The organism is Paenibacillus sp. FSL L8-0641, from assembly GCF_038006265.1.
In the GTDB taxonomy this organism is placed as follows: domain Bacteria; phylum Bacillota; class Bacilli; order Paenibacillales; family Paenibacillaceae; genus Paenibacillus; species Paenibacillus polymyxa_D.
Genome location: NZ_JBBOUW010000002.1, coordinates 148,835 through 161,477, shown reverse-complemented (window position 1 = coordinate 161,477; position 12,643 = coordinate 148,835). Strand labels below are relative to the sequence as shown.

The 12,643-nt window shown below is 45.1% G+C and carries 9 protein-coding genes; 4 read left to right on the top strand and 5 right to left on the bottom strand.

The genetic code is table 11. The features are described 5' to 3' along the window. Positions 1–2: 2 nt before the first annotated feature. The gene (locus MKY16_RS25580; protein ID WP_029515042.1) at positions 3–689 is read right to left on the bottom strand and encodes a response regulator transcription factor; all 687 of its coding nucleotides are present in this window, start codon (positions 687–689) and stop codon (positions 3–5) included. A 591-nt stretch (positions 690–1,280) separates the two neighbouring features. Here MKY16_RS25580 and ectB point away from each other — a divergent pair. Further along, the gene (gene ectB, locus MKY16_RS25575) at positions 1,281–2,543 is read left to right on the top strand and encodes a diaminobutyrate--2-oxoglutarate transaminase (RefSeq protein ID WP_340885318.1); all 1,263 of its coding nucleotides are present in this window, start codon (positions 1,281–1,283) and stop codon (positions 2,541–2,543) included. An 87-nt stretch (positions 2,544–2,630) separates the two neighbouring features. Here ectB and MKY16_RS25570 read toward each other — a convergent pair whose 3' ends face one another. The 3 genes from MKY16_RS25570 to MKY16_RS25560 all read right to left on the bottom strand — a co-directional run bounded on the left by MKY16_RS25570 (position 2,631) and on the right by MKY16_RS25560 (position 6,967). Next, positions 2,631–3,149: an NAD(P)H-dependent oxidoreductase gene (locus tag MKY16_RS25570; protein WP_039275063.1), complete on the bottom strand. Its 519-nt coding sequence runs from the start codon at positions 3,147–3,149 to the stop codon at positions 2,631–2,633. Between the two features lie 162 nt (positions 3,150–3,311). Beyond that, positions 3,312–4,436, bottom strand: coding sequence for a GGDEF domain-containing protein (locus MKY16_RS25565; RefSeq protein ID WP_029515039.1), 1,125 nt, complete (start codon positions 4,434–4,436; stop codon positions 3,312–3,314). Positions 4,437–4,531: 95 nt separating this feature from the next. Further along, positions 4,532–6,967 (bottom strand): GH36-type glycosyl hydrolase domain-containing protein, encoded by a 2,436-nt coding sequence (locus MKY16_RS25560; protein ID WP_340957726.1) that lies wholly within the window; start codon positions 6,965–6,967, stop codon positions 4,532–4,534. Positions 6,968–7,192: 225 nt separating this feature from the next. On the opposite strand from MKY16_RS25560, the gene MKY16_RS25555 reads away from it, so the two are divergent. Both MKY16_RS25555 and MKY16_RS25550 read left to right on the top strand, forming a co-directional pair. Continuing rightward, complete coding sequence (locus MKY16_RS25555) at positions 7,193–7,927, top strand: thioesterase II family protein (RefSeq protein ID WP_340957724.1); 735 nt, start codon at positions 7,193–7,195, stop codon at positions 7,925–7,927. Between the two features lie 19 nt (positions 7,928–7,946). Further along, on the top strand, positions 7,947–8,801 hold the full coding sequence (locus tag MKY16_RS25550) for a sugar phosphate isomerase/epimerase family protein (protein ID WP_340957722.1): 855 nt from the start codon (positions 7,947–7,949) through the stop codon (positions 8,799–8,801). A 93-nt stretch (positions 8,802–8,894) separates the two neighbouring features. Here the strand turns inward: MKY16_RS25550 and MKY16_RS25545 are convergent, their stop codons facing one another. After that, positions 8,895–9,263, bottom strand: a complete 369-nt coding sequence (locus MKY16_RS25545) for a DUF423 domain-containing protein (RefSeq protein WP_029515033.1) — start codon at positions 9,261–9,263, stop codon at positions 8,895–8,897. Positions 9,264–9,578: 315 nt separating this feature from the next. On the opposite strand from MKY16_RS25545, the gene MKY16_RS25540 reads away from it, so the two are divergent. After that, positions 9,579–12,527 (top strand): glycoside hydrolase family 48 protein, encoded by a 2,949-nt coding sequence (locus MKY16_RS25540; RefSeq protein WP_340957803.1) that lies wholly within the window; start codon positions 9,579–9,581, stop codon positions 12,525–12,527. Positions 12,528–12,643 lie beyond the last annotated feature (116 nt).

The following is a 12,643-nucleotide window of genomic DNA, read 5'->3' as shown; positions in this document are numbered from 1 at the left end:
TGTTATTGCATAAATTTGTAGCCGATTCCCCAGATGGTCTTAATCAATTGCGGTTTCTTAGGGTCTTTTTCGATTTTTCTGCGTAAATGGTTAATATGTACGTCCACGGCCCTCTCGTTAATAAAGGAGTCTGTGCCACGGAGAGCCTGAATTAAAGCATACCTGCTGAATACAATTCCTCGGTTCAAATAAAAAAGCTTCATAAGCTCAAATTCTGAATATGTTGTCTCCACATTTTGTCCGTTAACGGTAATCATTCTTCTCGCTAGATCCAAAGTAATGCCCGTTTCAGGTTCAGGTGCTCTGCCACTTCCTTGTAAGCGCGTGATTTCAATACGACGAAAAAGAGCCTCCATCCGTGCTTTTAGCTCTTGCATACTAAAAGGCTTGCAAATATAATCATCTGCTCCCAACGTAAGTGTACGAATGCGCTCTGATATGTTGTTTTCTGTAGAAATCACGATGATGGGGACGTCCGTATGCTTGCGTATCAGTGGGCAGGGATTCACGCCATCCAAATCTGGAAGCAGCAGATCCAGCAAAATAATATCGGGCTGTACGACCTTAAGCCTTGCAATACCCTCAGACGCTTGTTCCACTCGAGTAACGTTGTAGTCTTCTCCTGTTAAATACAAGGAAAGGGTATCTCCCAGCATATTGTCATCTTCAATAATCAAAACATTAGACATGATCATATTTCCTTATCTTTCTATCAAATTCGAGCCAAATAGTTAGGATAACTGCAATGTTTACAACAAGTTTTGACAGGTTCTGTTGATAGAGTAAACTCCTTTGGACAGTCTGTCAAAAGATCAGGTTTGTTGTGACAATCCTGTGGACAATTAGTCCAGATGTATATCTATTTGATATGGAAATGTACTATTTTTGAGATTTATCACTATAATACGACATTTTTCGTTTTGTTTTAACAATATACTACAAGCCGCTGATGATAAATTACAAAAATTTAACAAAACACCTCAGAAACATGCATTGACTTAAATGAAAATTATGGTATTTTATTACATAGGAGTTGACATCCTCTGATAGGCCTCTTAGAAAAACCCACTATTTAATCTTCTACTAATCTACTCTCATGTGCTATCTCTGTATTTAATTTTAGTACTTTAATTGTTCTTGTAATCGTACTCATGATTCTTTGGTGTGGATATCCCATTGTGAATTCAGACTGTCTTCTCATTTAGATTACATATTTACACTTTTTTTGCTTTCCATGCTTGTATGTTTTTAAAATCAGGTCAGCGGGAGGACGAGAGATCATGAACACATTCGAAGCGCTGGAGTCCAATGTAAGATCCTATTGCAGAAGTTTTCCAGTTGTATTCAACAAAGCTAAAAACGATGTACTGTACACGGAGACAGGCAAGGGTTACATTGACTTTTTTGCCGGGGCAGGGGCTTTGAACTATGGGCATAATAATGATTTTATGAAAAACCGGTTATTGGATTATTTAACATCCGATCGGATTATGCATGGTCTGGATATGTACACGACGGCCAAGCAAGAGTTTATGGAGTCTTTTTCAGAGCGTATTCTCCAGCCCAAGGGCTTGAATTATAAGCTGCAATTTTGCGGACCGACCGGAACCAATGCGGTGGAAGCAGCACTGAAACTTGCACGCAAGGTGAAAAACAGAAATGGTATTTTTGCCTTTATGGGTGCGTTCCACGGAATGTCGCTGGGTAGTTTATCGATTACCAGCAACACCTCCATGCGAGAGAGCGCAGGGGTTCCCCTGAACAATGTTACCTTTATACCTTATAACAGCACATTTAACGGAATGGATACCATTTTGTATATGGAGCAGCTTTTAACAGACACCCATTCAGGTGTGGAAAAGCCTGCCGCGATCATTTTGGAAACGGTACAGGCTGAAGGCGGCATTCATATTGCAGATACCGAATGGCTGCGTGATTTGCGACAGTTGTGCGATGATCATGATATTTTGCTTATTGTGGACGATATTCAAGTCGGTTGCGGTCGAGTTGGTTCGTTCTTCTCATTCGAGCGGGCGGGAATCGTTCCTGATATGGTTGTTTTGTCCAAATCGATCAGTGGATACGGCTTGCCAATGTCTCTGTTGCTACTCAAGCCAGAATTGGATATATGGAGTCCGGGTGAGCATAACGGCACTTTCCGTGGAAATCAGCTTGCTTTTGTCGGGGCAAAGGCTGCGCTGGAGTTCAGAGATACGGTAGAGCTGGAAGCACAAGTGAAGGAAAAAGAGGCTTTTGTTCAGCAGTTCTTGCGTGAACATATCCAATCGATAGATCCTCTTATTGAAATTCGTGGCTTGGGACTGATCTGGGGCATTGATGTATCCCATCTGGGAGAAGCGTTCGCCAAGGAGGTAGCGACTCTCTGCTTTAGTAGAGGACTCATTATTGAGCGTGCTGGACGTAACGATACGGTAATTAAAATTATGCCTGCGTTAACGATAAGTCTGGAAAACTTGCGTAAGGGCTGCGACATTATTAAAGAAAGTATGGCCCAAGTAACCAGTACCTTGGTTACGATGTAATCAATCACTAAAGCCCCTTGGTTGGAGCTGCCGTCTGCTGTAAAGCAGGTATGACAGGCGCCGTCCAAGGGGCTTTCTAGTAAAAAGTTAAGAAATAACTGTTTGCGCGTATTTTTGTGCGGATTGGTCTAGTTGCTCATCGGTCAATACTGCAGCACCATATTGTACGAAATAAGGGAGCAATTTGACACCAATCATATGGCCTGTAGCTTCCAGAGGTCTCAGTAGCTCTTCGATCGTATACCTATTCCGTCCGTCATGTTGATAGTTTTCCTCAACACTGGCAGCAGACAAGGCAATCAACAACTCTTTGCCCTGTAGCTTGCCACCTTCGCTCCCATAAGCCCAGCCGTAGGTTAGAACCTTATCCAGCCATTTTTTCAGTAGGGAAGGAGTGCTGTACCAGTAAAAAGGAAATTGCAGAACGATACGGTCATGCTGCTCTAGCAGTTCCTGCTCCTGGGCGACATTGATTTGCTCATCCGGATATACTTCATACAGGTTGTGAACGGTCACGCCGGATTGTTTCTTGAGTTCTTGCACCCATCTTTTGTTAATGCGAGATTCCGCAAGATCAGGGTGAACGACAATAACGAGGGTTGACATACAAGAATCATCTCCTTAGACTTATTTTTAGTAAGTAAATAACCAATACATATGTAACTATTTTAGTTTCAACTTATGGAGTTGTCAACTCTATTAAATTTTGAGCTCTATATACAAAAAACTCCGGCAAGCCGGAGTCTCATCAAATGAAGCGTTTTTACATTAAGCGGTATGATTAAGAGCAACAATTTTGTTTTTCCCGGAGCGCTTGGCTTGATACAAATAGTTGTCTGTCTCCTGGAAAAATACATCTTTGTCTTTGTTCATATCCTCGGTATAGCCTTTTAATCCAATGCTAACGGTTACGGAAACGATTTGCATTTTCTCCTGAAAGGTCATATTCTCTACTTCACGCCGGATATTCTCAACGATCTGATAGGCTTCCTCAGAAGTATGCTCAAACATCAAAATAGCAAATTCTTCACCGCCATAGCGGGCCGGAATGTCATTCGCTGTAATTTGCTCTGTAATGATTTGCGAGATGCCTTCCAAAATTTTATCACCGAACTGATGTCCGTAATTGTCATTGATTTTCTTGAAATTATCAATATCCACTAACGCCAGATGGATGATCGCTCCTTGTTCGGCATATTCGAGTGCTTTTTCATAAAAGTTTTGAAAGGACAAATGATTGTACAGCTTTGTCAAACCATCAGTCATTGACATTTTGCTGATAATCGCATTACTGATCATTAATTCCTGTTGGGCACGCTTTGTTTTATACAAATCCACTAACAAATCGCGGCCGCTGGCCTGAATAATGAGAGCAAGAAAGGTGGACATAATCAAAAAGGTTGGAATCGCCACAATATCAAAGTCTGACAAATAGCTGCGGAATGATCCATCTGCTGCCAGCAACAGAAAAAAGACGACCACTTGCAATACAAAGGAAAGCCATATTAAGCGACGATTGAAGAACAGAATAGAAGAGAAAATAGGCAACAAACATAGCGCAGGAATAATCCGGATATCATAATTTAGACGAATAATCATCCAGCAAATGACGGTGCTTGCCATAAACAGGATCGCAAAAGAATACCTGTTAAATTTAAAATGAGCCAACTCTGCCAGTAAGTTGGAACCACTCATGATTAGCGTAGGAACAATCAGGGTTCCGACGTAAAATTCATAAGGCGAAGCGGCGTAATCAAGAAATAAGTAGCTGCCCAGCTGGACGATAAAATGTACAGCTATAATCATCCAATACAGTAATAACATTTTGCGTACCCAGTGGGCTTGCTTTGTTTTGTAATCCATGGTTTGAGTAAGCCGTTTTGTCTTGTTCATGATGTCACCACACTTAATGTATCTTTAGCCATTCTCGTATTATAAGATACTATGTGATGAAGTTGAAGCTAATTTTTTTGAAGGCCATGAACTTGTTAACCTAGTAACACTTTTACTTGGTGGATAGCCCCATCCGCTGCAACCGGCAGAATATTATTCGTTAGGAGGGTACCGTCTACAGTAACCGTAGCTACACCCTTGGAGACATGCTGTGGATTAGTGATATGGATCACGTAGGTATCGCCACGGAAGACGCGGGTGACTATGAATTCGTCCCAGGCTGTAGGAATGCACGGGTCAATACGCAGACCGTCCCATTCCGGCTGGATACCGAGGATGGATTGAGTAATAGCTATAAAATTCCACGCCGCTGTACCCGTCAGCCAGGAATTTTTGGCTTCGCCTTCACGAACAGCATCCTTGCCCGCAATCATTTGAGCATACACATACGGCTCGGTGCGGTGAATGTCGCTGATGTCCTCCAGATAGGCAGGTGCAATTTTGCTATATAGCTCAAAAGCGCGATCTCCACGTCCTATTACGGCTTCCGCCATCATAATCCACGGGTTATTGTGGCAGAAAATACCGGAATTTTCCTTATACCCGGGAGGGTAAGATGAGATTTCGCCCAGATTGATGTGGTAACGGGAATAAGATGGATGTTGCAGCACGATGCCGTAGGGAGTTTCCAGTCGATCACGTGTAGAATCGAGAGCTTTATGTGCCAAGCCTTCTTCAACACCAATTCCTGCCATGACACAGAAACCTTGAGGTTCAATGAAAATTTGACCTTCCTCACAATCCTTGCTTCCGATTTTGTCTCCATAATGGTCATACGCACGTAAGAACCATTCCCCGTCAAAACCATGCTCCAATGTAGCTGCTCGCATACGATCCACATGGGCTTGAGCTGTGGACGCTTCTTCATCCAAACCTCTGCGCTTGCAAAGCTCAATAAAATCCGGTCCCGTATATACGAATAGTCCGGCGATAAACACGGATTCGGCTACTCGGCCCTCCAAATTTTGTGTTGTCTGATAGGACTCATCGGGTGTAGCGGAAAAACAATTAAGATTCAGACAATCGTTCCAGTCAGCTCGGCCAATGAGTGGAAGACCATGCGGACCAAGATTATCTATTACATGGTAAAAAGAACGCTTCAAATGTTCAAACAGCGTAGCCGTACGCTCTACATTTCCGTCAAAGGGCACTTGTTCGTCCAGGATGGCAAAGTCTCCTGTTTCTTTGATATACGCTGCGGTACCGACAATAAGCCACAACGGATCGTCGTTAAAGCCACCGCCAACCTCGTGATTTCCTTTTTTGGTTAACGGTTGGTACTGATGATAAGCTCCCCCGTTTTCAAATTGAGTAGAGGCAATGTCGATAATCCGTTCCCGTGCCCGCTCTGGTATTTGGTGGACGAAGCCGAGCAAGTCCTGATTCGAATCCCGGAAGCCCATTCCACGCCCGATACCAGATTCAAAATACGAAGCTGAACGTGACATATTGAATGTAACCATGCATTGATACGGGTTCCATATGTTTACCATTCGGTTCAGCTTGTCGTCGTGGCTTTGAAGGGTGTACTTGGACAGCAGTTTGTTCCAATAGGCTCGGAGTTCACTCAAAGCTTGTTTTACATCGGTTTCATCCGCAAACTGCGCAATCATGGCATGTGCCTGTTTTTTATTAATAACACCGTGGGACTCCCATTTCTCTTCCTCGGGATTTTCCACATAACCGAGTATAAAGTTACAGCTTGTTTCTTTGCCTGGCTCCAGCGTGATCTCAATGCAATGTGATCCGACAGGGGACCATCCGCTGGCAATAGAGTTCGAGGCTTGCCCAGCGGCGACCGTTTGAGGCTGATCTAATCCGTTGTAGAGTCCCAGAAAAGCTTCACGATCTGTATCATAACCCGCTAGCGGACGATTAGCAGAGAAAAAAGCATAGTGATTGCGGCGTTCACGGTATTCCGTTTTGTGATAAATGACAGAGTCCTGTATCTCAACCTCGCCCGTGTTCAAGTTGCGCTGGTAGTTGGTCATATCGTCAGAGGCGTTCCACAGACAAAATTCCACGAACGAAAAGAGTTTGATCTTTTTGGTTTGTAACGATGTGTTCTGAAGCTTAACCTGATGGACTTCGCCGTCAAAGGATAGGGGTACAAAAGCCAGCTGCGTGGCTCGAATACCGTTGCGTTCTCCGATAATTGAGGTATAACCAAGTCCATGGCGGCATTCATACTGCTCCAGCTCCCGTTTAACCGGCATCCAGCCTGGAGTCCAATAATCCCCATCATCATAAATATAAAAATAACGACCACCGTTATCGACAGGAATATTATTGTAACGGTAACGTGTTAAGCGACGTAAGCGAGCATCCCGGTAAAATGCATAGCCGCCACTTGTATTGGAAATCAGTCCAAAAAATCGTTCATTACCTAAATAATTAATCCAAGGATAAGGGGTTTGAGGGGTGTGGATGACATATTCTTGATTGACATCATCGAAGAAACCATACTTCATGGCGCAGAACTCCTCTCGATTTAAAAAAATTAAAAGGCCCAATACATGATTATATTCAAACATGAAGCCGTTCTTCCTTTAGGAAGATATTCCCCTCTTTATGTAAAATGCGCTTGATTTTCTCAACCTTTCTTCTGGGATTTGCAAAATATTTGAAATGGGTAAATATACCTTTTTATGCTAAAATGAAAAAGTTAGAACTTAGCAAGGCAGGAGGTTGCAAGAATGGCACCTATCACATTATTTTTCATCCCATATGCAGGCGGATCGGCGTCGGTCAGCTTCAAATGGAAAAAGTCGCTACTTCCGCAGATTAAGCTTGTTCCACTGGAATTAGCGGGCAGGGGTATTCGTTCTGGGGAACCGCTAAAGGAAAGCATTGAGGAGATGAGCGAGGATCTGATGCACAAGATCAGCGAAGAGATAGCCCCCGGCAATCCTTATGCCATATACGGCCACAGTATGGGGACGATGATCTCATTCGAGCTGTACTACAAGCTGGTGGTCGGTGGATATGGCAAGCCTGCTCATCTGTTCGTTTCGGGTGGACGGGCACCGCATGTCCCAAGAAATTCCCCGTGGTTACACGATCTGCCCGCAGATCAGTTCAGGACGCATTTGCAGCGGTACGGTCAGCTTTCGGAAGCGATTTTTGACAATCAGGAATTATACGACTATTTTATGCCCGTGTTAAGAGCGGATTTCAAAGCTGTTGAGTTGTATAAGTACACGGCTAAAGCCGCACTTTTACATTGTCCTATCACCGCTTTGACGGGAATGACCGATAACACGGTGACCTTACAAGATGCGGAGGCATGGGCACAGCATACGGATCAGCAATTTCGTATGTTTACCTTTGAGGGAGGACACTTTTTTATTCATGATGAAGTGGAGCGGATTACGCACATCATCAATGAGACCTTGGAGCAGAGTACGGTAACAAGTAGCATACAAAAATAAAAATAAGAGGTGAATTTTAGTGACAGTAGGTGTATTGGCACATTTGTTTGGCAAGTTGCCTTATCGCGAATTGGCTGCAAAGGTAGGCGCAGCGGGCTTTACTCATGTTCAGCTGGCTCCGTGGAGAGCGATCAGTGATGTGGATTTTAATAAACCGGGTAAGTTCAATCCGGGATTGGCACTGTCTATCGCAGAAGAATTTCGTAAGCATGGTGTTTCCATATCCGTGCTCGGGTGCTATTTGCATTTTTTTGTACAGGATGAGGAATTGCTGCGTGAAAATGTAGAGCGCTTTAAAGAGCTGATCCGATATGCGGGTCTGTTAGGAGCACCCATGGTTGCAGCTGAAGTGGGACGTAATGAGGATGGTACCACCTATACGGAACGTGACTGGAGAGTTGTAAGGGAAGTAGTGCGTGAATTAGCAGATGAAGCGGAGAAGTGGGGCGTATTCGTAGGATTGGAAGCTGCAAACGATCACTTGGTAGGAACTGCCGTAGAGTTGGCTACCTTTCTGGAGGAAGTGCCCTCTTCACACATCGGTGTTGTGATTGATCCTGGTAATCTGCTGAAAACGGAAAATATGGCGCAGCAGGATGAGATCATTCGGGAAGCTTTCCAACTGCTGGGCCCCCGGATTATCGCTGCGCATGCCAAAGACCGGCGTTTGTCATCGTCGGGTGAAATTGAGACGGTGCCGCCGGGTTTTGGAGACATGAACTATGGCCTCTACATGGAACTGCTGGAGCAGTACAAGCCGGGGGTTCATATTATTATGGAAGCTGCTCAGGAGCATGAGATGGCTGAATCCAGACGTTATATCGAAGGACACCGGATAGCCGCTCAGAAAGGGCAACAAGTGCAGACGAAATAATGTATTCTTTCATAATACTCAGGAATGCTACGTTAATAATTCGAGAGACTTGGAAGCGCCTCCTTTTCCAAGTCTCTGTTTCTTTACCCTTGTTTAACCCTGCACAACCGCCACGATCACAATGACCCAGCTTGCCAAAAAAGCCAACCCGCCAAATGGGGTGATTGCTCCAAGCTTTTTCACACCGGATACACTAAGGGCATACAGACTACCGGAAAACAGGAGAATACCCACCAGCATAACCCAGCCTGCGGTTACGATGAGAGAAGAATGGACAAGTCTGTCAGCAAGAACTCCAAGCAGCAGCAAACCCAGTCCATGAGCGATTTGATATTGAATTCCTGTCTGGAATATGCTCATCATGTCTGCGGAAAGTCTCTTTTTCAATGCGTGTGCGCCGAACGCTCCAAGCGCTACGGCTAAAAACATCACGATACAACCAAGCAATAGCAAAATTTTCATGTTTTAACGCCTCCCTGTGAAATAGTACCGATTCCAATCGATTTCGTCAATTTTCCTTGTGAAACTCTAAACATATATAATTTTTCGACTCTCATTTGGCGCCTAGTGTGGTATATTTTTTCCAGGGCCAATGCGAAGCATTTGGAGCAATAGACAGCGTGTCCTCCACCTTTTTTATGGGAAAGTGAGGTGATGGTGCTGTCTTTTTGTGCTGTCATTTTTCGGAATAAAATCTTGTGTAAAGTCAAAATTGATAATGGAGAGGATGAATGCAAAGTGATCAGCAGAAAATCCGTGTTCAGGAAATCTGTCTCTATGGTCATGTCAGCTATTTTGGTACTTCCGTTAACCTTGGGCTTATTTCAGGCAGAACCCGACCGTGCATCAGCTGCAACATCGGAATCGACACGCTTTCTACAATTGTATAAACAGCTGAAGGATCCGGCTAGCGGATACTTTTCAAAAGAAGGCATACCTTATCATTCCGTTGAAACGCTCATGAGCGAGGCTCCGGATTACGGACACTTAACGACTTCGGAAGCGTACAGCTATTGGATGTGGCTGGAAGTACTGTATGGTCATTATACCGGGGATTGGGGGCATTTGGAATCCGCGTGGGACAACATGGAGAAATATATCATTCCTGTTAATGAAGGCGACGGTAAGGAAGAGCAACCGACAATGAGTAACTATAACCCGAACAGCCCCGCCACTTATGCAGCAGAATATTCGCAGCCGGATCAGTACCCGAGCCGCCTGAGTGGTCAGTATGGTGCTGGCAAGGATCCGCTGGACTCTGAGCTGAAGGCAACCTATGGCAACAACCAGACATATCTGATGCACTGGTTGCTGGACGTGGATAATTGGTACGGTTTCGGAAATCTTCTGAATCCATCGCATACAGCAGCCTATGTAAACACCTTCCAGCGCGGGGAACAGGAATCGGTCTGGGAGGCTGTACCGCATCCATCACAAGATAATCATAAGTTTGGGAAGTCTAATGAAGGCTTTATGAGCCTGTTCACCAAGGAAAATAATGCCCCTGCACAGCAATGGCGCTACACGAATGCCACCGATGCGGATGCACGGGCGGTTCAAGCGATGTACTGGGCTAAGGAATTGGGATATGATAACTCCGTATATTTAAATAAAGCCAAAAAGATGGGAGACTTTTTGCGTTACGGTATGTACGATAAATACTTCCAGAAAACCGGAAGCGCTTCCAACGGTGCCCCTATTGCTGGTACGGGCAAGGATGCCAGCCTTTACCTGATGGCGTGGTATACGGCTTGGGGAGGCGGACTGGGCCAAAGCGGCAACTGGGCTTGGCGTATCGGCGCCAGTCATGCACATCAGGGCTACCAAAATGTCGTCGCAGCTTATGCGTTGTCCGATCAAGATGGTGGATTAATACCGAATTCTCCAACGGCGGGACAGGACTGGGCGACCTCGCTGAAGCGCCAACTGGAGTTTTATACTTGGCTGCAATCTGATGAGGGGGCCATTGCAGGCGGAGCGACGAATAGCTGGGATGGTGCCTACAAGGCTTATCCATCTGGCACGAGCACCTTTTATGGCATGGCTTATACAGGGGCTCCTGTATATAACGATCCACCGTCGAACAATTGGTTCGGGATGCAGGCTTGGCCTGTCGAGCGAGTTGCCGAGCTGTACTACATTTTAGCCAAGAAAGGGGATACTTCGTCCGAGCAGTTTAAAATGGCTAAACAAGTGACGGAAAACTGGATCGCATGGTCCAAGAACTATGTATTTGCCAACGAACGGCCTGTGACTGACGCGCAGGGATATTATTTGGATGCACAAGGCAAGCGTATTCTGGGTGGCAAAAATCCGAAAGTGGCTACTACAGCAGCTAAAGGCGAATTCTGGCTGCCGAGCAACCTGGAATGGAGTGGAAAGCCTGAAACCTGGAGCGGATTTGCCAATCATAAAGGGAATACCAATCTCCATGTGGTAACAAAGAATCCGGGGCAGGATGCCGGAGTACTGGGCAGCTATGTTAAAGCACTTACTTTCTTTGCTGCTGGAACGAAAGCTGAAAAAGGAGACTATTCCGAGTTAGGCAAGGAAGCTAAGGATCTGTCTAAAGCTTTGCTTGATGCTGCATGGGGTTATAACGATGGTATAGGTATTACAACGAAGGAAGCTCGCGAGGATTATTATCGTTATTTTACTAAAGAAGTGTATATCCCGAACGGCTGGAGTGGTAAGACTGGACAAGGCAACACGATCCCTGGCACAGACGCTACCGCTTCTGACCCGTCCAAGGGCGGCAATGGTACCTATTCCAGCTATAGCGATATCCGGCCTAATATCACTAAAGATCCGCAATGGTCCTATCTTAAAGATAAATACACGACTTCTTGGAACAATCAGACCAAAAAATGGGATAAAGGTGCTCCAGAATTTACGTATCACCGTTTCTGGTCCCAAGTCGATATGGCAACGGCTTATGCTGAGTATGACCGTCTCATTAACGGTAGTGGACCAACCGAGCCGACAGTTCCCAAAGCTCCGGCAAATGTGAAGGCAAACGCAGGGGATGCTCAGGTTACACTCACTTGGAGCAAAGCGACGGGTGCCGATAGCTATACGGTCAAGCGCTCGACAACCAGTGGTGGTCCTTATACCACAGTAGCAACGGTAACAGACAGCACTTACAAGGATACAGGAGTGCTGAATGAAACCACTTATTATTATGTAGCAAATGCAACAAATTCTTTAGGAACCAGCCCGGATTCTGTCGAGGTCAGTGCTAAGCCTACGGCAGCTCCCATTCCAGCAACGGGAGACGTGATTGCCCAATACCGCGTGGGCGACACTAATCCGGGAGATAACCAGATTCGGCCACTGTTCCGTGTTGTAAACAAGGGTAAAGAGGCTGTCGAACTGAAAAATGTTAAGCTGAGATACTACTATACCGTAGATGGCGACAAGTCACAGGAATTCCATTGTGACTATGCACAGTTGGGTAGTAGTAACGTTCAGGGACGTTTTGTGAAACTGGATAAGGCCGTTACAGGTGCAGATTATTATCTGGAGATCTCCTTTGGAGCTGGTGCGGGAAGTCTGGCAGCAGGGGAAAATACAGGAGATATTCAAATTCGCATGAACAAGACGGACTGGAGCGACTATAACGAAAGTGATGATTTTTCCTATGATTCTACCAAGACCTCTTATACGGATTGGGACAAAGCACCTTTGTATATAAACGACAAACGTGTTTGGGGCCTGGAGCCTTGATTGCGAACTGAGTGTGGAAATCGCGGGCGGAATGTGAGAGCACTGAACTGAATTCATTTCCGTCCGTTTTTTTGTGATCGGATTCGTGGTACACTATGATCGTTACATCATTACAT

What these genes read in the sequence shown, in the direction of transcription:
- MKY16_RS25580 (WP_029515042.1), bottom strand. Translation starts at nt 689, where the DNA reads ATGTCTAATGTTTTGATTATTGAAGATGACAATATGCTGGGAGATACC.
- ectB (WP_340885318.1), top strand. Translation starts at nt 1,281, where the DNA reads ATGAACACATTCGAAGCGCTGGAGTCCAATGTAAGATCCTATTGCAGA.
- MKY16_RS25545 (WP_029515033.1), bottom strand. Translation starts at nt 9,263, where the DNA reads ATGAAAATTTTGCTATTGCTTGGTTGTATCGTGATGTTTTTAGCCGTA.
- MKY16_RS25560 (WP_340957726.1), bottom strand. Translation starts at nt 6,967, where the DNA reads ATGAAGTATGGTTTCTTCGATGATGTCAATCAAGAATATGTCATCCAC.
- MKY16_RS25540 (WP_340957803.1), top strand. Translation starts at nt 9,579, where the DNA reads ATGGTCATGTCAGCTATTTTGGTACTTCCGTTAACCTTGGGCTTATTT.
- MKY16_RS25565 (WP_029515039.1), bottom strand. Translation starts at nt 4,436, where the DNA reads ATGAACAAGACAAAACGGCTTACTCAAACCATGGATTACAAAACAAAG.
- MKY16_RS25570 (WP_039275063.1), bottom strand. Translation starts at nt 3,149, where the DNA reads ATGTCAACCCTCGTTATTGTCGTTCACCCTGATCTTGCGGAATCTCGC.
- MKY16_RS25555 (WP_340957724.1), top strand. Translation starts at nt 7,193, where the DNA reads ATGGCACCTATCACATTATTTTTCATCCCATATGCAGGCGGATCGGCG.